The 23714-nt window shown below is 75.7% G+C and carries 19 protein-coding genes and 1 pseudogene; 6 read left to right on the top strand and 14 right to left on the bottom strand.

The genetic code is table 11. The annotated features are described in order from the left end of the window. Positions 1-10: 10 nt before the first annotated feature. The 5 genes from F8568_RS37235 to F8568_RS37215 form a co-directional block, all read right to left on the bottom strand. Complete coding sequence (locus F8568_RS37235; protein ID WP_151598326.1) at positions 11-940, bottom strand: dihydrodipicolinate synthase family protein; 930 nt, start codon at positions 938-940, stop codon at positions 11-13. Then, positions 937-1950, bottom strand: a complete 1014-nt coding sequence (locus F8568_RS37230; RefSeq protein WP_151598325.1) for an oligopeptide/dipeptide ABC transporter ATP-binding protein — start codon at positions 1948-1950, stop codon at positions 937-939. The genes F8568_RS37235 and F8568_RS37230 overlap by 4 nt, the downstream gene beginning before the upstream one ends. Further along, on the bottom strand, positions 1947-3983 hold the full coding sequence (locus F8568_RS37225) for a dipeptide/oligopeptide/nickel ABC transporter permease/ATP-binding protein (RefSeq protein WP_151598324.1): 2037 nt from the start codon (positions 3981-3983) through the stop codon (positions 1947-1949). Before F8568_RS37225 ends, F8568_RS37230 begins: the two co-directional genes overlap by 4 nt. Continuing rightward, entirely contained in the window at positions 3983-4942 is a 960-nt protein-coding gene (locus F8568_RS37220; protein ID WP_151598323.1) for an ABC transporter permease, read from the bottom strand. The genes F8568_RS37225 and F8568_RS37220 overlap by 1 nt, the downstream gene beginning before the upstream one ends. Positions 4943-5079: 137 nt before the next feature. Beyond that, positions 5080-6687: an ABC transporter substrate-binding protein gene (locus F8568_RS37215; protein WP_328601191.1), complete on the bottom strand. Its 1608-nt coding sequence runs from the start codon at positions 6685-6687 to the stop codon at positions 5080-5082. Between the two features lie 134 nt (positions 6688-6821). On the opposite strand from F8568_RS37215, the gene F8568_RS37210 reads away from it, so the two are divergent. Further along, positions 6822-7583, top strand: a complete 762-nt coding sequence (locus F8568_RS37210) for a FadR/GntR family transcriptional regulator (protein WP_202125778.1) — start codon at positions 6822-6824, stop codon at positions 7581-7583. Between the two features lie 252 nt (positions 7584-7835). On the opposite strand, the gene F8568_RS37205 is transcribed toward F8568_RS37210, so the two are convergent. From F8568_RS37205 to F8568_RS37195, 3 genes are all read right to left on the bottom strand, one after another. Then, complete coding sequence (locus F8568_RS37205) at positions 7836-8798, bottom strand: ARPP-1 family domain-containing protein (RefSeq protein ID WP_151598322.1); 963 nt, start codon at positions 8796-8798, stop codon at positions 7836-7838. Positions 8799-8897: 99 nt separating this feature from the next. Further along, the gene (locus F8568_RS37200) at positions 8898-10256 is read right to left on the bottom strand and encodes a type 1 periplasmic-binding domain-containing protein (RefSeq protein ID WP_151598321.1); all 1359 of its coding nucleotides are present in this window, start codon (positions 10254-10256) and stop codon (positions 8898-8900) included. Positions 10257-10346: 90 nt separating this feature from the next. Next, on the bottom strand, positions 10347-11078 hold the full coding sequence (locus F8568_RS37195; protein ID WP_151598320.1) for a TetR/AcrR family transcriptional regulator: 732 nt from the start codon (positions 11076-11078) through the stop codon (positions 10347-10349). A 103-nt stretch (positions 11079-11181) separates the two neighbouring features. On the opposite strand from F8568_RS37195, the gene F8568_RS37190 reads away from it, so the two are divergent. The 4 genes from F8568_RS37190 to F8568_RS37175 all read left to right on the top strand — a co-directional run bounded on the left by F8568_RS37190 (position 11182) and on the right by F8568_RS37175 (position 17230). Next, entirely contained in the window at positions 11182-12129 is a 948-nt protein-coding gene (locus F8568_RS37190) for an ATP-binding cassette domain-containing protein (RefSeq protein ID WP_151598319.1), read from the top strand. Positions 12130-12206: 77 nt separating this feature from the next. Then, positions 12207-12977, top strand: coding sequence for an ABC transporter permease (locus F8568_RS37185; RefSeq protein WP_202125777.1), 771 nt, complete (start codon positions 12207-12209; stop codon positions 12975-12977). Positions 12978-13086: 109 nt separating this feature from the next. After that, positions 13087-15996, top strand: coding sequence for a hypothetical protein (locus tag F8568_RS37180; protein WP_151598318.1), 2910 nt, complete (start codon positions 13087-13089; stop codon positions 15994-15996). A 106-nt stretch (positions 15997-16102) separates the two neighbouring features. Next, a complete protein-coding gene (locus tag F8568_RS37175) occupies positions 16103-17230 on the top strand; it encodes a helix-turn-helix transcriptional regulator (protein WP_151598317.1) in 1128 nt (375 codons plus the stop codon). Positions 17231-17257: 27 nt separating this feature from the next. On the opposite strand, the pseudogene F8568_RS51250 reads toward F8568_RS37175, so the two are convergent. The 6 genes and pseudogenes from F8568_RS51250 to F8568_RS37145 all read right to left on the bottom strand — a co-directional run. Further along, a pseudogene (locus F8568_RS51250) lies at positions 17258-17332 on the bottom strand (CGNR zinc finger domain-containing protein); the annotation flags it as partial. A 33-nt stretch (positions 17333-17365) separates the two neighbouring features. Further along, entirely contained in the window at positions 17366-18013 is a 648-nt protein-coding gene (locus F8568_RS37165; protein WP_160573900.1) for an ATP-binding protein, read from the bottom strand. A 542-nt stretch (positions 18014-18555) separates the two neighbouring features. Further along, the gene (locus tag F8568_RS47225) at positions 18556-18759 is read right to left on the bottom strand and encodes a DUF3040 domain-containing protein (RefSeq protein WP_151598315.1); all 204 of its coding nucleotides are present in this window, start codon (positions 18757-18759) and stop codon (positions 18556-18558) included. Positions 18760-18815: 56 nt separating this feature from the next. Continuing rightward, entirely contained in the window at positions 18816-20420 is a 1605-nt protein-coding gene (locus tag F8568_RS37155; RefSeq protein WP_151598314.1) for a glycoside hydrolase family 10 protein, read from the bottom strand. A gap of 197 nt (positions 20421-20617) precedes the next feature. Continuing rightward, positions 20618-21208 (bottom strand): HAD-IA family hydrolase, encoded by a 591-nt coding sequence (locus tag F8568_RS37150; RefSeq protein WP_151598376.1) that lies wholly within the window; start codon positions 21206-21208, stop codon positions 20618-20620. 45 nt (positions 21209-21253) lie between these two features. Beyond that, positions 21254-22282 carry an ArsR/SmtB family transcription factor gene (locus F8568_RS37145; RefSeq protein WP_151598313.1) on the bottom strand — a complete coding sequence of 343 codons (1029 nt, stop codon included), beginning with the start codon at positions 22280-22282 and terminating at the stop codon, positions 21254-21256. A 57-nt stretch (positions 22283-22339) separates the two neighbouring features. Between F8568_RS37145 and F8568_RS37140 the strand changes: the two genes are divergently transcribed. Further along, complete coding sequence (locus F8568_RS37140) at positions 22340-23635, top strand: MFS transporter (RefSeq protein ID WP_236009872.1); 1296 nt, start codon at positions 22340-22342, stop codon at positions 23633-23635. Positions 23636-23714: the final 79 nt, after the last annotated feature.

The following is a 23714-nucleotide window of genomic DNA, read 5'->3' as shown; positions in this document are numbered from 1 at the left end:
GGGTCGCCGGTCAGATGAGGGCGGCTTCGGACAGGTACTTCCTGACCTGGGAGATGTCGTCGTCGTCGAGCGGGATCTGCGGCAGCGCGGTCGTCGGGTGGTCGATGACGCCGCGCAGGAACAGCGCGGCCTTGAACGCGCCGAGCGCGGAGGACCCGCGGCCCATGTGCGGGCCGCCGACGTGCACGAGCCGGAAGAGCCGGAACAGGCGCTCCTGCTCGGCGCGCGCGGTCTCCCAGTCGCCGCGCGCGGCGGCCTGGTAGAGCCGGACGTACCCGTGCGGGTCGACGTTGCCGAGCCCGGGGACGACGCCGTCGGCGCCCATCCACAGCGCCGAGTCGACGGTCAGTTCCGAGCCGGTCAGCACCGAGAACGCGGGCAGGTCGCGGTCCCGCCGGCCGAGGATCACCTCGCGCAGCCCGGCCTCGTCGCCGCTGGAGTCCTTGAGCCCGCCGAGGACCCCCTCGGCGGCCAGGTCCAGCAGCAGGTCGGCGGTGAGCTTGCTGTGCACCGACACCGGCAGGTCGTAGGCGTACAGCGGGACGTCGGCGTGCGCGGCGATCGTCCGGAAGTGGACCGCGATCTCGCTGGGGTGGGTGCGGGTGTAGAACGGCGCCGTCGCCACGATGCCGTCCGCGCCCGCCCGCACGGCCGCGCGCACGTGGTCGACGACCCGGGGCGCGGTCATGTCGATCACGCCGGCGAGCACGGGGACCCGTCCGGCGACGTGGCCGAGGACGGTGTCCAGGACGGTCCTGCGGTGCCGGTCGGGAAGGAACGCGGCCTCCGACGACGAGCCGAGGACGAACAGCCCGTTCACCCCGCCGTCGAGCAGGTGGTCGACCAGCCGCGTCAGTGACGCGGTGTCGACCTCGCGGTCGGGGGTGAGCGGGGTGCACACCGGGGGGACGACGCCGGACAGCGGGGCCGCATCGGTCATGAACGCTCCTGTGCTTGGCTGATCAGTTCGCGGTCCGTCGCGCCGGAGCGGACCGGGTGGTGGCATCGGAACAGGCCGTCGCCGTCGCGCGACGGCGCGGGCATCTCGGCGGCGCAGCGGTCGTCGGCCTTCCAGCAGCGGGTGCGGAAGGGGCAGCCGCTGGGCGGCCGGGTCGCCGACGGCATCGGCCCGGCCAGGGGGATCGGCTCGATCGGGGCGAGCAGGCCGGGCGTGGCGGAGAACAGCGCCCGGGTGTAGGGGTGGCGCGCGGCGCCCGGGACCGCCGCGGCCGGGGACTGCTCCACGATCCTCCCGAGGTACATCGTCGCGACCCGGTCGCTCATCCGCCGCACGGTCTGGATGTCGTGCGAGACGAACACCATCGCCAGCCCGAACCGCCGTTTGAGGTCCTGCAGCAGGTTGAGGATCTGCGCACGGACCGACACGTCCAGGGCGCTGGTCGGCTCGTCGGCGACCAGCAGCCGCGGCCGCAGCGCGAGCGCGCGGGCGATCGCGACCCGCTGCCGCTGGCCGCCGGACATCTGCCCGGGCAGCAGGTCGGCGGCGCTCTGCGGCAGCCCGACCAGGTCGAGCAGCTCGCGGACCCGCTCGTCGCGTTCGGCGCCGGTGCCGGCGCGGTGGACGTCCAGCGGGTCGCGCAGCACCTGGCGGACCGGGAGCCGGCGGTTCAGCGCGGTGGAGGGGTCCTGGAACACCAGGCCGACGTCGGTGCCGATGGCGGTGCGGCGCTCGCCGCCCGGCATCGCCCACAGGTCGCGGCCCTGGAAGCGGACCGTTCCCGAGGTGGGGCGCTGCAGCCCGACCAGGACCTTGGCCAGCGTGGACTTGCCGCAGCCGGACTCCCCCACGACGCCGACGGTCTCGCCGGGCGCCACGGTCAGGTCCGCTCCGGTGAGCGCGTGCACGCGGTCGCGGGCGAGCAGGCCGCCCGAGCGGGCCTTGTGGACGACGTGCACGTCCACCATCTCCACCAGCGCGTCGTCGGTCATGAGCCCTCCGGTGGGTCGGCCGGCGCGAGGGCCGCGCCGGCGGCGGGCACGGGCACGGTCAGGTCGGCCGCCGGGTGGTGGCAGGCGACCGCGTGCCGGGCGTCGGGGCCCTCGAGCACGGGCGTGCGGGTGCGGCAGATCTCGGTCGCCGCCGGGCAGCGGTCGGCGAACCGGCAGCCCGCCGGAAAGTCGGCGGGGGCGGGCACCGTGCCGCGGATCTGGGCGAGCCGGTCGGCGCCGGACTCCATCGACAGCACCGAGCCGAGCAGCCCGCGGGCGTAGTGGTGCGCGGGCGCGCCCACCAGCGCGGACGTCACCGCGGTCTCCACGATCCGGCCGCCGTACATCACGGCGACGCGGTCGGTGACGTCGGCGACCAGGGCCAGGTCGTGGGAGACCAGGATCAGCGCGAAGTCCAGCTCGGCGCGCAGCCGCAGCAGCAGCTCGATCACCTGGGCCTGCACGGTGACGTCCAGGGCGGTGGTCGGCTCGTCGGCGATGATCAGCTTGGGGTCGCGGGACAGCGCCATCGCGATCAGCACCCGCTGGCGCTGGCCGCCCGACAGCTCGTGCGGGTAGGACGACAGCGTGCGGGCGGGGTCGAGCCCGACCAGCTCCAGCAGCTCCGCCGGGCTGCGCCGGCCGCCGCGCCGCACGACCTGCTTGAGCTGGGCCCTGATGGTCATCGCGGGGTTCAGCGAGGACAGCGCGTCCTGGTAGATCATCGCCATCTCGTGGCCGAGCAGCCGCCGCCGCGCCGAGCGCGGCAGCCGCAGCAGGTCCTGGCCGGCGAACCGCACCTGGCCGCCGGCGCGGGCGCCGCGCGGCTCCAGGCCCATGATCGTCAGCGCGGTCAGCGACTTGCCGCAGCCGGACTCGCCGACCAGCCCGAGCACCTCTCCGGGACGGACGTCGAAGGTGACGCCGTCGACGACGTTCACGCCGTCGTGGCGGCCCTCGAAGGCGACGGCGAGGTTCTCGACGCTGAGGACGGGGCGGCCCTCGGGCAGCGGGCGGGCGCGGCCGGCCAGCCGCCGGGCGGCCTCGGCGAGGCCGGGCAGTTCGGCCGGGGCTGGGACCGCGTCGCCGGTGGCGTCCGGTCCGGTCGCTGCGTCCGGTGCGTCCGCGGGCGGCGCCTCGCCCGCGCCGGCGGCGGCCTCGGCTCCGGTGCGCTCGGGTTCGCGCTGGGCGGGCGCGGCCCAGGCGTCGGAGATCCGCTCGGCGAGGATGTTGAGGGCGAGCACGGTGATGAGGATCAGCAGGCCGGGGAAGACGGTGGCCCACCAGCCGCCGAGCAGCACCATGGTGCGGCCGTCGGCGATGACACTGCCCCACGAGGGGTCGGGCGGCCGCACGCCGGCGCCGATGAACGACAGCGACGCCTCGAACACGATCGCGTCGGCGACCATCACCGTGCAGAACACCAGCACGGGGGCGGCGCAGTTGATCGCGACGTGCCGGGTCAGGATGTGCGGCGCGCGGGCGCCGATGACCCGTTCGGCCGCGACGTAGTCCTCGCCGTACTGCGCGAGCACGTTCGCGCGGACGATGCGCGCCACGGCCGGGGTGTTCAGGAAGGCGATCGCCAGCACCAGCACGGGGATGCCGCCGCCGAACACCGCGACCAGCACGGCGGCCAGCGCGATGCCGGGGAACGCCATGACCACGTCCAGCACCCGCATGATCGTCTCGTCCGCCCACCGGGGCGCGGTCGCGGCGACCGCGCCGACCAGGGCGCCGCAGACCAGGGCGACGGCGGTGGCGCCGAGCCCGATCACCAGTGACCAGCGCGCCCCGTACAGCAGGCGCGAGAAGATGTCGCGGTTGGCGCTGTCCAGGCCCATCCAGTGCGAGGGGCTCGGGCCGCCGCCCGCGGCCTCCTGCACGTACGGGGAGTGCGGGGCGAGCACGGGGGCGAGCACCGCGGCGACGGCGACGACGGCGACGATGCCCAGCGAGATCCAGGCGGCCGGGCCGAGCCGGCGGAAGCCGACGCGTCCGCGCGAGAGCCTGTCGGCGAGTCCGCGGCGCATCAGGCGGCGCTCCTCAGCCGGGGGTTGGCGAGCAGGTAGAGGGCGTCGATGACGAGGTTGACGACCACGAACCCGGTCGCGATGGTGAGCACGACGCCCTGCACGACCGCCGGGTCGCCGTTGCGCACCCCGTTGATCATGAGCTGGCCCATCCCGGGCAGCGCGAAGATCGTCTCGATGACGACGGCGCCGCCGAGCAGGTAGCCGACCCGCAGGCCGAGCACGGTGAGCGGGGTGATCAGCGCGTTGCGCAGCACGTTGCGGCCGACCACGACGATCGGCGGCAGCCCGCTGCCGATCGCGGTGCGCACGTAGTCCTTGTCGAGCTCCTCCACCATCGAGGTGCGGATGATCCGGGTGAGGTAGGAGGCGACCGGCAGCGAGAGCGCCAGCGCGGGCAGGGTCAGCGAGCGCAGCCACCCGCCGGGCGAGTCCGCCGGGTTGACGTAGCCGCTGGTGGGGAACCAGCCGCGGTCGACCGCCAGGTACTGGATCATCAGCAGGGCGAGCCAGAACGCCGGCGCGGCCACGCCGACCAGCGACACCAGCCGCACGAGCTGGTCGGGCCAGCGGTCGCGGAACAGCGCGGCGGTCACGCCGAACACCACCGACAGCACGATGGCGACCACCACGCCGAGCGCGGTGAGCTGCAGCGTCAGCGGCATCGCCGTGCCGATCGAGGTGCGCACCGGCGCCTTGGTCAGCGCGCTGGTGCCCATGTCTCCGTGCAGCAGGTCGCCGACGAACCGCAGGTAGCGCACCGGCAGCGGGTCGAGCAGCCCGTTGTCGACCTGGAACTGGTGGATCTGCGCCTGGGTGGGGTTGGCGCCCTGGAAGTAGGCGTACTCGGGCTTGTTGTCGGAGAACCGCATGATGAGGAACACGAACAGCACGACGCCCAGCAACAGCGGTACGAGCATGAGGACGCGGCGTACCAGCATTCTGGCGATCGTTGCCACGGAGGCCTCCTGGGAGTCGGGGGCGGGACGCCGGGTCGGCGTCGCGATACTGCGCCGGTGGGCCGGCGTATCGGTGTGCGGCGCCGGGGGGTGCGGCGCGGGGGGGTGCGGCGCGGGGTGCGGAGGGGCGGCGCCGGTCAGGTGCGCTTGGCCTGCAGCAGGGTGACCCCGGGGTAGGCCTGCGCCCGCACGCCGGTGAGCTTCTTGGGGTTCCACGCGGTCATCAGCTCGGTGTGCACGACCGGGTAGAGCACGGCCTGCTCGGCGATGAGGTCGATGTACTGGTGCACCAGGTCCAGCTTCTTGTCCCGGTCCGGCTCCTGGGTGGCACGGTCCATCAGGGCGAAGACCGCCTTGGCGTCGGAGGAGTCATCCCATTTGGTGTACTTCATCCAGGTGCCGCCGGGCGTGAAGTTGTACCGCAGGATCAGGTCGGCGTCCAGGCCGAACTGGTTGGGGTTGGAGGCGGCGGCGACCACCTGGTAGGACTGCGACTGGTCCATCTTGGTGAACAGCGCGCTGGTGTCCTGCGGCTCCAGCGTGGTCTTCACGCCGACCGCGTTCCAGGAGTTGGCGATCGTCGGCAGGCAGTCGGCGATCCAGCTGACGTTGACCGCCATCAGGTTGACCGTCAGGTCCTTCACGCCCGCCGCGGCGAGCAGCGACTTGGCCTTGCCGGGGTCGTAGCCGTAGACCGTCTTGGCCTTGGCGTAGGAGGGGTTCTCCTGGTTGAGGAAGCTGCTGGCCGGGGTGCCGTGCCCCTTCAGCGCCACGTCGATCATCTTGCGGGTGTCGATCGCGTAGAACAGCGCCTGGCGGACCCGCGCGTCGTCGAACGGCTTCTGGGCGGTGTTGAACATCAGGAACATGTGGTTCATGCCCTTGCCGCCGTTCACGGTCAGCCCCTGCTTGCGCAGCTGGTCGATGTTGGCGTACGGCACGTTGTCGGCGATCTGCGCCTCGGCGCCGCCGCCGGAGATCTTGGCGACGCGGGCCGAGGCGTCCACGATGGACAGCCAGTTCATCTTCTTGATCGCCGGCTTGCGGAGGCCGTTGTAGCCGGCGAACGCCTCGAAGGCGGTGTTGGACTTCGGGTGGTGCGCCGTCATCCTGTAGGGCCCGGATCCGATCGCCTTGCCGTTCTTGGCCGCGTCCCAGCCGCCCGGGGCGCCGAACACGTGCTTGGGCATGATCTTGGCGATGGTCAGCCGCGGCAGCGCGTCGGGGAAGGGGAACTTGAAGACGAGCTCGACGCTGGTGTCGTCGGCCTTGCGGACCTCCTTCAGCCAGCTGCGGAAGAACGAGGAGATCAGCGTGCCGGTGTCCAGCGCGCGGTCGAAGGAGAACAGCACGTCGTCCACGGTGACCGGCTGCCCGTCGTGCCACTTGGCGCCCTGCCGCAGCGTGAACTTCCATGTGGTCGCCGAGGTGTCGGCCGGCAGCGCGGTCGCCAGCGCCGGGTAGGGGGCGCGGGTGATGGGGTCGGTGTCGACCAGCCCCTCGTAGACGTGGTTGTTGGCGGCCATCGAGAAGGCCGACGCCGTCATGGTCGGGTCCCAGCTCTGGTCGTTGCCGTAGCCGATGACCACGGTGACCAGGTCCTTGTCGCCGGCCGCGCCGGACGAGCCGGTGGAGGCGGGCCCGCTGCAGGCGGCGACCGTGCTGGAGATGGCGGCCGCGGCGCTCAACGTCCCGCTGTAGCGCAGGAAGTCGCGGCGGCTGAGGGCTGGGCGACGGGCTGTCACGATGTCTCCTGATCGGGGCGGCAGAGGCAACGGGAAGGTGATACACAGGACGTCCCACGTCCTATAACCTGTTGGCGTTGGACACTAAGAGTCCGTTCGGCGCGAAGTCAAGAGCTGATGAGCAGGAGAATCCCGTGACGTTGCGAGACAACCGCGCCCCCGCCGAGGCCGCCGCGCCGGCTCCCGCGCGCAGGCGGCGGCCGAGCCGGGCGCTGGAGGTGCAGGAGGCGGTCAAGGAGATCATCGTCCGGCGCGGGCTGTCGGCCGGGGATCCGCTGCCGACCGAGACCGAGCTGATGGAGGAGCTGGACACCGGGCGCAACTCGGTGCGCGAGGCGCTGAAGGCGCTGCAGGCCGTCGGCATCGTCGACATCCGCCACGGGTTCGGCATGTTCGTCGGCCAGATGTCGCTGAACGGCCTGGTCGACGAGCTGGCCTTCCACAGCCGGATCGCCCCCCAGGACGAGCGCAACCACCTGGCCCATCTCACCGAGGTCCGGGAGGTGCTGGAGAACGGGCTCGCGGCGCGGCTCATCGACCGGCACGGCGCCGACCTCGCCGAGCTGCTGTCGCCGGTCGGCGAGGTGATCGCGCAGATGGAGGCCGAGGCGCTGGTCGGCGCGGTCGCGCCCGAGACCGACCGGCGCTTCCACGACCTGCTGTACCGGCCGCTGGGCAACCCGCTCGTCGGCCGCCTCCTCGGCGCGTTCTGGCAGGTCTACCACCAGCTCAGCGACGAGCTGGGCACCCCCGACGAGACCCCGGAGTACGTCGCCCGCAAGCACCGCGACATCTACACCGCGGTGCTCGCCCGGGACCACGCGGCCGTCGAGGCGGCGATGAGCGCGCACTTCGCCGGCATCCACACCCGCCTGGACCGTCTGCGCGGCGCCTGACCCCGGCGCCGGCGCGTCCGCGGCGGTCCGCCGGCCCGTGCTCCGAGGGCGGGCGGTGCGCGCCCCTGCGTTGAGGGGGCGGGACAGGCGGCCGGCACCGGGTCGGGCTGGTGATCGCTTCGCGACGTGATGAGCGTCGTGCGAGATGCGGACGTGGAATCCGGGTTTTCGCCCGACGGGTCCGGCTCAGTTCCCGTGGTCCGATTCAACTGGGCGGGGCCGCTCGGGGGCAACCCCTTTTTCGGGGGCGGGTCAGCGGGCGAACAGGGAGGCGTAGACGGCTCGGCCGCCGTCGGTGACGACCTGCCCGGCCAGGTGCGGGCCGGTGACGGTGGACAGCCGCAGGTCCAGGTAGCGCTCCTCCTCCTGCACGTCGGCGGCCTCCCGCAGCGGGGAGGCGGCGAGCGCGGCGGCGATGCCGGCGAGGCGGGCGGCGCGGTCGCGGTCCAGGGCGCCGCGCAGTTCGGCGAGGGTGGCGGCGTCGTAGGGGGCGGCGGGCGCGGGGGCGGGTTCGGCGCGCCAGGCGGCGACGCCGTAGGCGAAGCAGGCCAGCGCGGGCCACATCTCGGCGAAGTACCGCGGGTCGGGGCAGATCTCCAGGCCGGCGAAGGCGCCGGCGACCAGGAACAGGGCGCCGACCTGCCCGGGCTGGGGCTCCAGGCGGCTCTGGAACTGGGTGAGGACGGGCCGCTTGCGCGACAGGATCTGCTCGAGGTGGCCGCGGCCGGGCAGCCCGCAGCGCCGGTTGAGCTCGGCGATGTCGCCCCACAGCTTGGCGTAGCCGTGCACGCCGCGCAGTTGCAGGGCGCGGGCACGCAGTTCGGCGGGCAGCACGAAGAACCACTGGTCGCGTCCGGCCAGGTAGCCGCCCTGGCTCTGCTGGACGCAGCAGGCGTCCTCGAACAGCAGCGTCTGGCCGGGGGCCAGGAACGCCGAGCGGCACAGCGCGTGGTTCTGGGCGGCGTCCTGGACGTAGCCGATGTGCAGGGGGACGATCGCGACGCCGTCGGCGGCGCCGTTGCGCAGTTCGAGGCGTCCGTAGCCGGTGACGCGCGACAGCTTCAGCCCGGTGCGTGGCGGGACGAAGCCGGGGCGGCCGGGCCCGGAGATCGGCACCATGGTGAGGGCGCCGGCCTGCTGGGGGGTGCCGAGGCGGTGCCCGGCGAGGCTGAGCGGGCCTGGCACCAGGGTGTCGAGCGCCGTCATCTCGGTCATGCGGCGGTGCTCCCTTCGTTCGTGCCGCCGGACGGCCCGCCCCGCAAGGCGCGCGGGCGGGCGCGCGCGGGCCTGCCGGGGCGGGCCTGCCGGGGGCGGTCAGGCGGCGAGGGCGGTGGTGAGGTCGTCGGCCTGGCGGTCCAGGGCGTCCAGGCGGGCGTGCAGGGCGGTGCGCAGCCAGGGCCGGCCGGCGGGGCTGTGCGCGAACATCCAGGGCAGCAGGTCGGTGAAGTCGTCCTGGTGCCAGAATCCGCGCTGCGGCAGGGACGGGGCGGGGCGGCGCAGGGCGAGATCGTCGGCGGCGGTGAACAGGGCGTGGCAGAACACCACGGGGGTGGTGACGCCGGCGCGCGGGAGGGTCGCGGTGACGCGGGCGAGGTCGCCGGGGAAGCGGTTCTCGTAGCCGTCGGAGACGACGGCGACCAGGTCGGGGCCGGCGGCCAGGGCGTCCAGCACCCCGGCGGCCAGGTCGGTGGCGCCGCGGGGGGCGCGTTCGTCGCCGCCGACCTCGACGACCTCGAGCCGGTCGCAGATCCGCGACAGCAGCATCCGCAGCGCGGCGGCCTGCGACAGCACGGCCCATTCGCGTTCGCCGTAGCCGCGCATGGACGCCGAGGCGTCCAGGACGAGCGCGACGGTGCCGGCGAAGCGGGGGAAGGCGCGGGCGGCGTCGTCGACGTAGCGGCCGAGGGCGGCGTACAGGTCCTCGGCGGGGCCGCCGCGGTACAGGTGGACGAGGGCGGCGGCGATGTCGCCGCGGTTGGTGGCGGTGACGGTCGGGGGCCGGGTGCGGGCGGTGTCGAGGGTGAGGGCGGGCTCGCCGGGCAGGGCCCGCGCGGCGCCGGCGACCGCGCCGTCGGCTCCGGCGCCGGCCGCGGCCGGGGTGTAGAGGGCCTTGACGCGGGCGGGCGCGGCGGCGGGGGCGGCGAGGAAGCGCAGCAGGCGGCGGCGCAGGTAGTCCGAGCCGGTGTCGCCGCCGTCGATGCGGCGGGCGCAGCCGCGCGCGGCGGTCTTGCCGAGCGCGTGCTCGAAGCAGTCGAGCAGCGCGGCGCGGCGGGCGGCGATGAGGGCGTCGGCGTCGGGGTGCTCGAGCACGAACCGCAGCACGGTGCGGGTGGTGTGCTTGTGGTTGGCGCGCAGCCGGCGCAGCGCGAGCAGGGCGGTGATGACGTGCGCGGGCGGCAGCGCCAGGGTCAGGACGCGGGCGAGGCGGGCGAGGGTGTCGCGGGTGGCGCCGTCGAGCCCGGCCTGGGAGGCGGCGAGGGTCTGCAGCAGGACGCGGGCGCGCTGCCAGGGCAGCGCGCCGGGGGCGAGGGCCAGCAGCGCGTAGTGCTCGGGGCCGGCGGCGTGCGCGGCGCGGTGCAGGTCCGCGTCGTCCCAGCGCAGGGTGCCGCCCCGGGGCAGGGTGAGGGGGGTGTCGTGGGTCTGCAGGTGGGCAAGGAGCGTGGGGGTGTCCATGATTGATCGCCTCCGCAATCATGGATTTTAGGAACGCCGCGGAGCGCCTCGACACTCATTTTCCGGCCGCGCCGTCCGGGCGGTGCCGCGCTACGCCCCGCCGCCGTCCCGAACGCCGGTCGCGGTGTCCTGGTCGGCGGTGTCCTGGTCGGCGGGGGCGGGTTTGGGGGCGTAGTCGCCGATGCCGTGCTCCAGCAGGTCGAAGACGCGGGCGGCGGAGGCGTAGACGTGCTCGCGCATCTCGGCGAGGGTCTCGCCGGCGGCCTTGCGGGCGGCGATCTCCTCGATGAGCACGCCCTGCGCGGCGTAGATCATCGACGCGGCGACGCGGGGGGTGACGTCGTCGGGGCCGGCGCCGGTCTCCTCGGCGAGCAGCGCGGCGAGGGCGTCGGTCATCCGCCGGCCGAGCTCGCGGGAGCGGGCGGTGAGGGCGGGGCTGTCGTGGACGGTCTTCAGCCAGACCTCCGAGCCCTCGTGGAAGGCGGTGCGGTAGGAGCCCTCGTCCAGGCCCTCGAAGAAGCGGCGGCGGAACGCCGCGACGACGCCCTCGCCGGGGCGGCGGTCGCGGAAGGCGGCCCCGGCGGACCCGACCATCTCGTCCTGGCGGTCGAAGAACAGGTCCTCCTTGGTCTTGAAGTAGTTGAAGACCGTGTTGACCGACACGTCGGCGGTGCGGGCGACGTCGGCGACGGTGACGTTGTCGAAGCCGCGCATCATGAACAGCCCGGTGGCGATGTCGGATATGCGGCGGCGGGTCTCGCGCTTCTTGCGCTCGCGCAGCCCCAGTTCGGGCTCGGGCCGCCGGTCGATCTCCTTGCCCATGCGGGAGATCCTACCTTCGCTGGACTCACTGAAAATTTGGTGAGACTGCAAAATTGTGGTTACTCTACCGACCGGGTCGTCCATCCCCCCATCGGAGGTCATCGTGATCGAGGCACGCGGGCTCGCCCGCACCTTCACCGGCAAGCACGGGAGAGTCGAGGCCGTGCGCGGCGTAGACCTGTCGGTGGCGCCCGGCGAGATCGTCGGGTTCCTCGGCCCCAACGGCGCCGGGAAGACCACCACGCTGCGGATGCTGACGACGCTGCTGGCACCGACCGCCGGCACCGCCACGGTCGCCGGCCGCGACCTGCGCGCCGATCCGGGCGGGGTGCGGCGCCGCATCGGCTACGTCGCGCAGGGCGGCGGCACCGACCCGTCCGTCCCGGCCGGCGAGGAGCTGGACCTGCAGGCCCGCCTCTACGGGGTGGACGGCCGCGCGCAGCGGATCGCCGAGCTGTGCGCGCGGCTGGAGCTGGAGGGGCTGTGGGACCGGCCGTGCGGGGCGCTGTCGGGCGGGCAGCGGCGCCGGCTGGACATCGCGCTGGGGCTGGTGCACCGGCCGCCGCTGCTGTTCCTGGACGAGCCGACCACCGGCCTGGACCCGCAGAGCCGCGGGAACCTGTGGGAGCACATCCGCTCGATGCGCGCCGGGGACGGCACGACGGTGTTCCTGACCACCCACTACCTCGACGAGGCGGACGCGTTGTGCGACCGGCTGCTCATCATCGACCGGGGCCGCATCGTCGCGGCGGGCACGCCCGCCGAGCTGAAGCGCCGCGTCGCCGGCGACGTGGTCACCCTGCAGCTCGCCGACCCCTCCGGCGCGGCGCGGGCCCGCGAGGCCCTGTCGCGGCACCGCTCGGTGCGCAAGGCGGTGGCCGCCGGCGGCGCCGTGCGGCTGACCGTCGAGGACGGCGAGCGGCAGCTGATGAGCCTGGTGCGGACGCTGGACGCCGCGGGGGTGGAGCTGGCGTCGCTGAACCTGGCCCGTCCCAGCCTCGACGACGTGTTCCTCACCGTCACCGGCCGTTCCCTGCGCGACGCCGCCTGACCGGCGGCGACCCCGCCGCGACCACGGGCCGACGGCCGCGACCGACGAAACGACAAACCGACAGAAGGAGAAGTTCGATGTCCCTGGCACGGACCGCCGCCGACACCCGCCTGGTGTTCGGCCGGTGTCTGCGGCAGACGCTGCGCAGCAAGGTCGCGGTGGTGTTCGGCGCGCTGCAGCCGCTGCTGTACCTGGTGCTGTTCGGGCCGCTGCTGTCGCGGCTGGTGGACGTGCGCGGGTTCGGCGCCGGCAGCGCCTGGCAGGTGTTCGTGCCGGGCGTGCTGATCCAGCTCGCGCTGTTCGGCGCCGGGTTCGTCGGGTTCGGGCTGATCGCGGAGCTGCGGTCGGGGGTGGTGGAGCGGCTGCGGGTGACGCCGGTCAGCCGGACCGCGCTGCTGCTCGGCCGGGTGCTGCGCGACACCCTCATCGTGGCGGTGCAGGCGGTGATGCTGGTGGCGGTCGGGCTGGCGCTGGGGCTGCGGGCGCCGGCGGCCGGCGTCGCGGTCGGGCTGCTGTTCGTGGTGTCGCTGGCGGCCGCGGTCGCGTCGCTGTCGTACGTGCTGGCGATGCGCACCCGCAGCGAGGACGCGTTCGCGCCGCTGCTGTCGGCGGTGACGCTGCCGCTGCTGCTGCTGTCGGGGATCCTGCTGCCGATGAGCCTGGCGCCGGGCTGGCTGGACGCGGTGTCGCGGTGCACGCCGTTCCGGTACGTGGTGGACGCGGCGCGGGCGGCGTTCCTGGGCGACTACGCGACGGCGGCCCTCGCCGAGGGCGCGCTGGTCGCGGCGGTGCTTTTGGTGGTGTCGGTGTGGCTGGGGGCCCGCCGGTTCCGCGCCGAGAACGCCTGACCGCCCGCCCGTCCCGCGCGGACCGCGCCCGTCATGCACGGTCCGTCCGAAACGGCCGGCAGGACGCGACATGCCGGACACTCCGCCGGGGAGGACTACTATTCGCCGGGTGAGCTGGCAGGGGGCCGGGGCGGGACCCGGCGGGACGGGAGGCGGCCCGAGCGGGGACCTGTTCGCGGCGGTCGAGGGCAACGTGCGCGAACTGGTCGCCTCGCCGTGGTGGCGGACCGCCCAGCCGCAGGACCGGGCCGCGCAGATCGCCGCGCGGATGCTGTGGGGCGCCGGGGAGTGGTGGCTGTTCGGCGCGTGGGGGCGCTGGTACCGGTGCGGCCTGGACGGCGCCTGGCATCCCTGCCCTCCCCCGCCGGAGTTCGCCGACCGGCGCGTCGCGGTGGCGGCGCCCCGCGGCGGCGGCCCCCCCCCCCGCCCCCCCCCGCGGTACCCCCCCGGCCCCGACCAGTCGGCCGGGCGGGTCGCGCCGCTGGGGTTCCTCGGGCCCGTCCCCGACACGGCGATCGTCGCGCGGATCTCCCAGGCCATCACCACCGCGCTCGCGGTCGACCCGCAGCAGTTCGCCCAGCGCGACCCGATGTTCCAGCCCGGCACGCCCAGCACCATCGCCGCCGCGTGGGGCGCGCTGCTGTGGTGCGCGGGCTCCCCGGTGGTGCTGACCGAGCACCCGCTGATCGAGTCGTTCATCCCGTTCCTGACCACCTCCGCCGACCGGCTGCACTGGATGATGCCGCCCGACTTCGGCACCCTGGCCGGCTACTACGTCCACCGGCTCGGCGCCGGCGACGGCGGCGGCGCCGCGCACATCGCGCGGGTGATGTACGAGGTCGCGGCGGGCCTGCAGGCCGACCCGCGGTTCCGGCCGGGCGCCGACGCGCTCGCCGCCGTCACCGCCGCGTCGCTGCGGATGGTCAACCAGGACATGGCCACCGTCCGCTACGGTCCCGAGGCGATCGTGCAGGAGTGGCGGCGCCGCTGCCCCGCCGAGTTCGCCACGCCGATGGTCCGCGACACCGCGCCGGGCGAGTACCTGCGCCTGGCCCTGTACGACCTGGAGCAGATCGTGCACGGGCTGACCGGGCCGCGTCCGGCGCCGGGCGGCCGCAGCCACGACGAGGTCCGCCGCGCCGGCGTCGCGGTGCTGGCCGCCGACCTGGCGGCCGCGCCGGGCGCGCTGCCGGCGCTGCAGCGCTGGCTGGACCCCGACAGCGCCCGCACGCTGCAGGCGGTGCTGAGCGACCCCGCCAATCCGCTGCGGGCGCTGTGGCCGCGCGACGGGCGGCTGCCGGACGCGCTGCGCCGCGACGACCCCGACGCCCTGGCGGCGCTGCTGGCCACCACCTACACCCTCGGGCTGACGTGGTGCCGGCTGGCGCAGGTGCCGCCGCCGGCGACGGGGTTCGCGGTGCCGCAGGCGGTCGCGGCGGAGCTGACCTCCCCGGCGATGCACTCCCCGCCGTCCACCGACGAGCTGTCGGCGTGGGACATCATCAAGGCGGCCCGCGCGCACATGGCCGCCGAGCGGGCGTCCTCGGGCCCGGACCGGCCGGTCGCGCCGGTGCCCGAGCCGGCGCAGGACGCGCCGGGCCCGCCGCCGGCCGTCGCCCCGGTGGAGCCGCCGTCGGCCCCGCCGATGCCCCCGCCCGCCACGCCGCCGGAGCCGCCGGAGCCGCCCGCGGCGCACCGGGCCGACCCGCCCGTCCCGCCGGCTCCCGAGCCGTCCGCGCGGGCACGCGGGGAGCGGCCGGCGCCGGTGAACCCGCTGGCGTCCGACGTCCCGCCGCCGCGGATCGCGCCTCCCGCCCCGCCGCCCGCGGCGCCCGAGCCGGACGGGCGCGCCGCGGCCCGGCGGGAGCCGGTCCCCGAGCCCGCACCACCCGAGCCCGCGCCCGCTGCTCCGGCCCCCAGTGCTCCGGTGCCGGCTGCTCCGGCGCCGCCGCCCGGTCCGGCGGAGGAGCCGCGGTGGCCGTCGGAGCCCGAGCCGCCGGCGGCGCACGCCGCGGCGACGCAGCTGGACACCGACGCGTTCCGCACCAAGCTCGACCAGGGTCCGGCGTGGCCGGGCGCGCCGATGCCGTCGGCCCCGCCGCCGGGCGTCCAGCAGCAGCCCGCCGCGCCGCAGCCGGCGGCGCAGCAGCCGGATCTGCCGCCGCCTCCGGTGCCGGTGCCCGAGCCGGTCCCGCCGGCGCCGCAGGCGCCGGTGCCGGACTCGGCGCCGCGGGTCGCCGAAGCGTACGGGATCCGGTTCCTGTGCGGCGCCGACGACATCGGCCGGGTGGTGACGGAGGTGCGGCGGCGCGGCAAGTGGGCGCGGCGGCTGCGCGGGCAGGAGGTGTCGAGCGCGTCGGCGCCGGCGCTGCTGCTGATCGGCGCGCCGTCCAGCGGCCAGCGGCGGCTGGCGCGGATGGTGGCGCGGGCGCTGGCGGAGGTGGAGGCCTCCAGCGGCGAGGTCCGCTCGGCGCACGCCGAGGACCTGCGCGACGCGGGCCCGGAGGGGCTGCGGGCGGCGCTGGAGGAGCACGCGGGGCACGTGCTGCTGCTGGACGGCCTGGACGGGCTGATCCTGGACGAGGCGCAGGGCGCGGCGTACGCGTCGGTGCTGTACCGGACGCGGCTGGAGGGCGTCAACGACACCGCGCTGCTGGGCACCTGCGAGCCGGACCGGGTCGGGGAGCTGTCGGCGGCGTCGCCGGAGCTGGTGACCGATCTGCGGGCGGTACGGCTGCCGGATCTGTCGGACGGGCGGGCGCGGTCGGCGCTGGTCGGGCTGCTGGCCGAGGAGCGGTCGCTGCGGCTGGGCTCGGACGCGTGGGCGGTGGTGGAGCGGGACGCGGCGACGCTGCGGCCGCGCGGCCGGCTGACCGGGGCGCGGCTGGTGGAGGCGTATCTGGACCGGGCGGCGACGCGGCATCTGGGCAGCGCGGAGGCGACGCAGGCGATCGGCAGCGCGCTGACGCTGACGGCGGCGGACTTCCAGGGGCTGGCGGCCGAGCTGTCGGGCCGCTGACCCGCCGGCGCCGGGACGGGCCGGAAGGCGCAGGTCGCCTGTGGCGTAAGGGTTACAGGCGTCTTCACCGCCGCATAATGTCGGCGGCGCCGGTCACGATGGCCGTATGGAGCGTGTCGACCGGGTGGACCGGCTCCTGGCGCTGGTCGCGGAGCTGCGCGCGGCCTCGCCCGAGCCGCTGCAGCCGCGGGAGCTGGCCGCGCGGCTGCAGGTCAGCGAGCGGACGGTGCGCCGCGACCTGGAGCTGCTGACGCACGGCGGGCTCGCGGTCCGGCCGCGGGGCCGCCGCGGGTACGTGCTGGAGGAGCCCGCGGAGCCGGAGCCGCTGGGGCAGGTCGCGTCGCTGATGGGCCCGGTCCGCGACACCATCGCCGAGGCGGTGCGGCGGCGGCGCGTCGTCCGGCTCGCCTACACCGATCGGGCGGGCGCGCGCAGTTTCCGGGACGTGGAGGCGCACGGGCTGGTCACCGCCCCCTACGGGGAGTACCTGGTGGGGTGGTGCCTGATGCGGGACGGGCCGCGGATGTTCCGGCTGGACCGGGTGGGCGCGGCGGTGCTGTCGGGGCGCGGCGCGGACGTGCGGGACCTGGACGGGCTGCTGGCGGCGCTGCGGGTGCCGATGCCGCGTCCCGCGGCGGACGCGCTGCGCGGCGGCGCGGCGGGTGCGGTGCGGGCCCGGGTGTGGACGCTGGACCGGCTGGAGTTGGTGCGGTCGCGGCTGCGGGAGGCGGCCGGGCAGGTGCGCGGCGGCGGTGCGGGTGCGGCGACGCTGCGCGGGGTGCTGGGGCATCTGGCGGAGTGGACGCGCTGGCAGCTGGCGGCGATCCGGGCGGCGGCGACCGGTGAGGATCCGGTGCTGGAGGGGCGGCGCCCGCCGTTCCCGGCGGTGTTCGACCGGGAGCTGCCCTATGACGCGCGTGAGCGGATGATCCAGGACGCGATGGCGCCGCGGTCGCTGGGGGATCTGGCGCGGGACCTGAACCAGGTGCTGGAGGCGGCGGCGCACTGGGCGGCGGACTGCGACGACGCGCTGTGGGAGGGGGAGCTGCCCGATCCGCGGCCGTACGGGCCGCCGGGTCCGCCGCGTCCGCTGGCGGATCTGCTGGCGGGCTGGCGGGGTCCGCTGGCGCACATCGAGTGGCATCTGGACCGGCTGACCGACGAGCCGCCGCGGCCGCCGTCGGGTGATGAGGAGGAGGTCTGGGTGGTGGACCGCTGCCCGCTGCAGGCCTGACCCGGGCGGGGGGTGGTCCGGGCCGGGTCAGGCGGTGGTGTGGCCGCGGGCGTGCAGGGCGTCCTTCTTGGCGCGGTTGCCGCAGGTGTTCATGGAGCACCAGCGCGGCGCCGGGCGGCACGGTCGGCGGGGCGGTCAGCGGCGCGGCGGGCGCGCGGGCTCGTGCGCGGGGGCCGTTGCGGCGGCGGCGGCGGTGACGGGCGCGTTCCCGGGGCCGGCGCCGTGCAGGTCGCGGGTGAACCAGACGGTCTTGCCGGCCGCGTGGCAGCGCGCGCCGAACCCGGTGGCGAGCGCGGTCACCAGCAGCAGCCCCCGGCCGGCCTCGGCCCAGTCCAGGACGGGGGGCGCCGGCCGCGCGATGCCGGGCGCGATCCCGGACTCGATGCCGCCCGGCGGGGCGGGGTCGGCGTCGCCGACCTCGCCGGTGAGGCGGCCGCCGTCCAGGCGCAGGCGCAGGCGGACGGGCCCGGTGCCGTGCACGACGGCGTTGGTGACCAGTTCGTCGACCATCAGGACGACGTCGTCGACGTCGCCGGGGTCGGTGACGTGCCAGGCGTCCAGGGCCCGTGCGGTGAGGGCGCGTGCGCGGGCCGCGGTGCGCGGCTCGGCGGGCAGTTCCCAGGACGCGCCCTGCCCCCCGCCGGGTTCTGCGCCCTGCCCGCCCTGCGCGCCGCCGTTCGCGGCGGGTCGCCCTAGGGCGGTCGGTTCGATGACGTCGATGCCGGTTTCGGCTGCGGCGCCGTCCGCGATCGCGGTGTCGGCGCCGTTCCCCTCTGGTGCCACGTTCCCCGTCTCCTCACCGTGCGGCGGTGTGCGCGGGCCGGTGGTCGCCGCCGGGTGTCTCCCCGTCCCGGCGGCCGGTTCCGGCGTTCTCCGCGTCGGTTCATCTTCAGGGACGCATCGGGCGCGGGCGCGGTGCACCGGTGCAGGCAACCCTCACCCGCGGGTGAGGTGATGGTGGACGCGCGGGCGGCCCCGGTGGAATGAGCGGTGCCCGGTTGCCGTTATGGTGGGTGGCGTCGGTGTGGCATGTGTCCCCCGGGCTCTACACAACGCCTTCGGGGAATACCGCCGGTCCGTACGGTCCGGGCTGGAACCCCGTTGTGCCTTTCGCCGTGAGGCGACCACCACACCGGCCTGAGCGCCGAGGCCCCGGCGAGATCCGTTCTCGCCGGGGCCTCGGCGTTCGCCGTCTCCGGGCGGGGTGCGGGCGGCGGAGCGGCGCTGCCCGTAGGGCGGGGCGGGTGTTCAGGGGCGGGTGCGTGCGGGGGCGGCGGCCGCCGGTGGCGGGGGCGGCGGGCGGCCGGGGCGGGTGGCGGGGCGGGTCACTGCAGAAGGGCGGCGGCGATCGCGGCTCCGGCGGCCGCCAGGACCACGACGACGGCGACCGCCGCCGCGGTGATCACCTTGGCGCGGCGGCCGCGGGGGGTGCCGAGCCGTGCGAGGCGGCCGGCCAGCCGCGGGTCGTCCTCGCTGAGGCGGACCTCGATCTGGGTGAGGATCCGCTGTTCCTCCATCGACAGCGCCATGCTTCGTACCTCCGGGGGGCGGGCAGTGCTGTGTTCCTCCCCACAGAGCATGATCATTATCCTTCGGCGGCGGTAACCGTTGCCCCGCGCGCGGGAGCGCTCTCGTGGTGGAGGCGGTCCAGGGCGGTGACGTAGTAGGTGTAGGAGCGTCCGGTCTTGGCGGAGGGGTCGATGACGCCGCCGCCGCGGACGTCGGCGATCAGGCGGGCGCCGCCCAGCGGCGCGCATCCGGCGGTCCTGCCGTCGGCGCGGTACACCGCGTAGGACACCGCGCCGTCCGAGGGCCGCCACTGCACCTTGACGCCGGTGCGGTCGGGGACGGCGCGGGTGTCCTTGACGGGGGGCGGGGCGTGCCCGCCGCGTCCGGTGACGGCGGGCGGGATCGCGGGGCGGGAGTAGTGGTCGTCGCGGATGCGGGAGGCGAACCCGCGGCGGTCGGCGGCGATGTCGGCGGCGCTGAAGAACACGTCGCCGCGGACCTGCGGGTACTTGCGGTTCAGGGTGAGGTGGCGCGACAGTTCGCCGGGGTCGCGCCAGGCGCCGGGCTCGCCGACGCGGTAGCCGGCCTGCCCGATGGTCAGCTGCACTTCGGTGCCCTTGACCTGGCGGGCCCACCAGGCGAGCAGCTCGGCGTAGTCGGCGCGGGGGTCGCCGATGGGCCAGTACAGCTGCGGGGTGACGTAGTCCAGCCAGCCCTTTTTGATCCAGCCGCGGGTGTCGGCGTAGATGTCGTCGTAGCTCTGCAGGGCGCTGGTGGCCGACCCGTCGGGGTCGGTGGACTTGTTGCGCCACACCCCGAACGGGCTGATGCCGAACCGCACCCAGGGTTTGGCCTGGTGGATCTGCTGCGACAGGGTCTGCACGAGGGTGTCGACGTTGCGGCGCCGCCAGTCCGCCCTGGACAGGCCCTTGCCGTAGGCCTTGTAGGTGGCGGCGTCGGGGAAGTCGCCGTCCTCGGGGTAGGGATAGAAGTAGTCGTCGAAGTGGACGGCGTCGATGTCGTACTTGTGCACGACGTCCAGGACGGCCTTGGTCGCCAGGTCGCGGACCTGCGGCAGGCCGGGGTCGTACCACAGGCCGCCGCCGTATCGGCGGACCCAGTCGGGGTGGCGGCGGGCGGGGCTGCTCGCGGCGAGCTTCTTCACATCATCCTGCGAGCTGACGCGGTAGGGGTTGAACCAGGCGTGGAACTCCAGGTTCCGCGCGTGCGCCTGCGCCACCATGAAGGCGAGCGGGTCGTAGCCGGGGTCCTTGCCCTGGGTGCCGGTGAGCCACTGCGACCACGGCTCGTACGGGGAGGGGTAGAAGGCGTCGGAGTCGGGGCGGATCTGCACGTACACCGCGTTGAGGTTCATCGCCTTGGCGGTGTCGAGCAGGCGGGTGAACTGCTTTTGCTGGACGGCGGCGGGCCGGCCGGGCTCGGTGGGCCAGTCGGTGTTGCCGACGGTCGCGATCCACATGCCGCGGACCTGGCGGGCGGCGCCGTCGCCGTCGGGCGCGGCGGCCTTGGGGCATTCGGGCCTGTCGCCGGCGGTGACGGGGCCGGCGCGGTCGCCGTCGCCGCCGCCGAAGGCGGGCACGCCGCAGCCCGCCGCGCTCGCCACCGCGCCGGCCGCCAGCACCGCCGCCGCCCGGATCCGGGTCCCCGTTCGCCATGCCATAGCGAGCCATTGTTACGCATCCGTTGCCGTGGTTCGGACGGAACGCCGATGTCCGTGTGGTGCCTCACCCTCCCGCCGCGTCCCTTTCGCCGCCCGCCTCTGATCGTTGCGATCTTCGAGCACCCGGTCACTGTGTCCGGTCGGTTCGCCTGGGTGTCCGAGGAGCCGATGATGCGCCGTGAGCGCGCCGGGGGCGGTCAGAGGGCGAGGTCGCGGCGCAGGCGGTCGGCGCCGGTGAACAGCAGCGCGCGCAGTCCGGCGGCGCGGGCGGCCTCGACGTTGGCGGGGCGGTCGTCGACGAAGGTCAGGTCGGCGGGCGCGGCGCCCAGGCGGTCGGCGACGTGCGCGTAGATGGCGGGGTCGGGTTTGGCCAGGCGCAGGTCGGCGCTGAAGAACCGGTGCCGGAACAGCGCGGCGAACGGCGCGGCCTCGATGTGGCGGGCCATCTCCAGCGGCGCGTTGGACAGCAGCGCCAGGGGGACGCGGCGGGCGTCCAGCTCGCGCAGGATCTGCAGGGTGCCCTCGTCCAGGTGGGACCACATCTGCAGGTCGAGGCGGACCAGCACCTCCAGCAGGGCGGGGGTGGCGGCGCGGCCGAGGCGCCCGCACAGCTCGCCCCAGTAGCCGGCGGCGTCGACGGTGCCGAGGTCGTAGGCGGCGCGGCCGCTCCAGTAGGCGTCCCAGAACGCGGCGGGGTCGCCGCCGACGGTGCCGGCGAGGCGGGCGGCGGCGTCCTCGGGCGGCGCCTGGCAGACGACCTCGCCGTAGTCGACGACGACCCATTCCATGACGGCCCCCTGGCGGTGTTCGCTCAACAATGCTTCCAACACATATCACGTTTGTTCGAACACGCGGGAGGTTCGGGGGGTGGGGTCGGTGAGGTGGTCGCCGAGGGCGCTGCGCCGGTACAGCATGTGGCGGCCGTCGCGGGCGCGGGTGACGAGCCCGGCGGCGTGCAGGATCTTCAAGTGCTGGGAGACGGCGCTGGGGGTGACCGACAGGCGGCGGGCGATCTCCACGGTGGGCAGGGGTTCGCCGAGCATGCCGAGCAGCCGGGCCCGCGGCGCCCCGAGCAGCGCCGCCAGCGCACCACCGCCCCCGGCTTCTTCGGTGTCGGCGGCGTCGGCGGCGGGGCGCCACAGGGTGGCGACGCCGCGGCTGGGATACACCAGCAGGGGCGCCTCGTCGGGGCTGACGGGCGGGGCGGGCTTGTGCGCGAACGCCGAGGGGACCAGCAGCAGGCCGCGCCCGGCGGCGTGCACGGTGTGCCGGCCGATCATCTTGTCGATGTGCAGGACGCCGTCGTCCCAGCGCAGGTTGGGGTGCATGCCGGCGAACAGGGCGCGGGCGCCGCCGGTGGCCAGGCGGCGGGCGCGGTAGGTCATGTCGGCCTCGAGCACGAGCCGGATCTGCGGCCAGTGCGGCCGCACGGCGGTGTGCCAGTAGCGGCGCAGCCCGTCGCAGATCGCGTCGTTGAGGCGGGCGACGCGCGCGTCGTCGCCGGCGGCGTCGGCGAGCGCGGCGGGCGGCGGGCCGGGGGCGTGCACGGCGAGCAGGTCGCGGCGGACGCGGGCGGGCGGGGCGGCGCGGGCGGCGGCGAGCTGGTCGTCGAAGGCGGGGGCGAACGCCGCGGGCCGGGGGGTGAGGTGGTCGGGGATGGCGTGCCGGTCGCCGACCAGCGCCATCAGCAGCGCGGTGTCGGCGCCGGCGAGGCGCCGCAGGGCGTCGCGCCGCCACGGCAGCTGCAGCGCGTAGCGGCCGGGGTCGCGCAGGACCCGCAGGCTCTCCATGGTCTCGCCGAGGGGCGACAGCGCGAAGCGGGTGTCGGCGAGATCCTCGACGCCGAGCACGAAACGGATCATTAAGCGCCACGCTACATCGTTTCCCGGCGCCGGGGCCACCGCGGTCGACTCGTGGGCATGACGACGAGCGCAGCGAAGGCGATGAGCGCGGCGGGCGCCGCCGTGTCCGAGGGGGCCGTGTCCGAGGGGGCCGTGTCCGGGCGGGGCGGGGCGGGCCGCGGGGTGATCGGGCTGCTGGCGGTGACGTGCGGTGTCGCGGTCGGGAACGTGTACTTCCCGCAGGCGGCGGCTCCGGCGGTCGCGGCGGGGCTGAGGGTGGGCGCGGGGACGGCGGCGGAGGCGGTGTCGGCGGCGCAGCTGGGGTACGCGGCGGGGATCTTCCTGCTGGTGCCGCTGGGCGACCGGGTGCCGCACCGGCGGCTGGTCGTGGTGCTGCTGGCGGTGACGGCGGCGGCGCTGGCGGCGGCGGGCGCGGCGCCGGGGGCGGGGGTGCTGCTGGCGGCGAGCGCCGCGGCGGGCGCGGCGACGGTGGTCGCGCCGGTGGTGGGGCCGATGGCGGCGGGGCTGGTGCCGGCGTCGCGGCGGGGGCTGGTCAGCGGGGTGCTGCTGAGCGGGTCGCTGGGCGGGATGCTGCTGTCGCGGGCGCTGGGCGGGCCGCTGGCGCAGTGGCTGGGGTGGCGGTCGCCGTATCTGGCGGCGGCGGCGCTGGCCGCCGTGCTGGCGGTGGTGCTGGCGCGGGCGCTGCCGGTGACGGTGCCGCCGTCGGGGCAGCGGTACCGGCGGCTGCTGCTGCAGCCGCCGGCGCTGCTGTGGCAGGAGCCGGACCTGCGCCGGTCGTGCTTCTACCAGGCGGCGGTGTTCGGGGCGTTCTCGGCGGTGTGGACGGGGGTGGCGCTGCTGCTGGCGGGTCCCCGCTACGGGCTGGGCGCGCCGGCGGTGGGGGCGCTGGCGCTGGTGAACGCGGTGACGATGGCGTGCACGCCGGTGGCGGGGCGGGTTGCCGACCGGCGGGGCGCGGACGCGGTGAACCTGTGGTCGATGGCCGGGGCGGTGGTGGCGGCGGGGGTGCTGGCGGTGGGCTGCGCGGGCGGGACGGTGGGGCTGTGCGGGCTGGCGGCGGGGTCGCTGCTGCTGGACGTGGCGATGCAGTCGGGGATGGTCGCCAACCAGGTCCGCAACTACGGGTTGCGGGCCGAAGCGCGCAGCCGGGTGAACACCGCCTACATGACGTGCGGGTATCTGGGCGGGGCGGCGGGGTCGTGGCTGGCGGCGCGGGTGTACGAGCCGGCGGGGTGGGCGGGGGTGTGCGCGCTGGCGGGGGCGCTGGCGGCGGCGGCGCTGGCGCGGCACGCGGCGGCGGCGCGGCGCCGCCGGGGCGGGCCCGGCCGGTCCGCGGCCGCCCGCGGAGCGTGAGGCCGCGGCGTGCGGCGCGGGCCGGCGGTCGGCCGACCGGTTCACCGCGATGTTCCCCGGCGTGGACCTGGACCCGGCG

It is taken from the genome of Actinomadura physcomitrii (assembly GCF_008923205.2).
In the GTDB taxonomy this organism is placed as follows: Bacteria; Actinomycetota; Actinomycetes; order Streptosporangiales; family Streptosporangiaceae; genus Spirillospora; species Spirillospora physcomitrii.
This window is presented reverse-complemented; position numbering and strand designations above follow the sequence as displayed.

What these genes read in the sequence shown, in the direction of transcription:
- F8568_RS37145 (WP_151598313.1), bottom strand. Translation starts at nt 22,282, where the DNA reads ATGATCCGTTTCGTGCTCGGCGTCGAGGATCTCGCCGACACCCGCTTC.
- F8568_RS37185 (WP_202125777.1), top strand. Translation starts at nt 12,207, where the DNA reads ATGTCCCTGGCACGGACCGCCGCCGACACCCGCCTGGTGTTCGGCCGG.
- F8568_RS37235 (WP_151598326.1), bottom strand. Translation starts at nt 940, where the DNA reads ATGACCGATGCGGCCCCGCTGTCCGGCGTCGTCCCCCCGGTGTGCACC.
- F8568_RS37155 (WP_151598314.1), bottom strand. Translation starts at nt 20,420, where the DNA reads ATGGCATGGCGAACGGGGACCCGGATCCGGGCGGCGGCGGTGCTGGCG.
- F8568_RS37175 (WP_151598317.1), top strand. Translation starts at nt 16,103, where the DNA reads ATGGAGCGTGTCGACCGGGTGGACCGGCTCCTGGCGCTGGTCGCGGAG.
- F8568_RS37195 (WP_151598320.1), bottom strand. Translation starts at nt 11,078, where the DNA reads ATGGGCAAGGAGATCGACCGGCGGCCCGAGCCCGAACTGGGGCTGCGC.
- F8568_RS47225 (WP_151598315.1), bottom strand. Translation starts at nt 18,759, where the DNA reads ATGGCGCTGTCGATGGAGGAACAGCGGATCCTCACCCAGATCGAGGTC.
- F8568_RS37140 (WP_236009872.1), top strand. Translation starts at nt 22,340, where the DNA reads ATGACGACGAGCGCAGCGAAGGCGATGAGCGCGGCGGGCGCCGCCGTG.
- F8568_RS37205 (WP_151598322.1), bottom strand. Translation starts at nt 8,798, where the DNA reads ATGACCGAGATGACGGCGCTCGACACCCTGGTGCCAGGCCCGCTCAGC.
- F8568_RS37200 (WP_151598321.1), bottom strand. Translation starts at nt 10,256, where the DNA reads ATGGACACCCCCACGCTCCTTGCCCACCTGCAGACCCACGACACCCCC.
- F8568_RS37230 (WP_151598325.1), bottom strand. Translation starts at nt 1,950, where the DNA reads ATGACCGACGACGCGCTGGTGGAGATGGTGGACGTGCACGTCGTCCAC.
- F8568_RS37150 (WP_151598376.1), bottom strand. Translation starts at nt 21,208, where the DNA reads ATGGAATGGGTCGTCGTCGACTACGGCGAGGTCGTCTGCCAGGCGCCG.
- F8568_RS37225 (WP_151598324.1), bottom strand. Translation starts at nt 3,983, where the DNA reads ATGCGCCGCGGACTCGCCGACAGGCTCTCGCGCGGACGCGTCGGCTTC.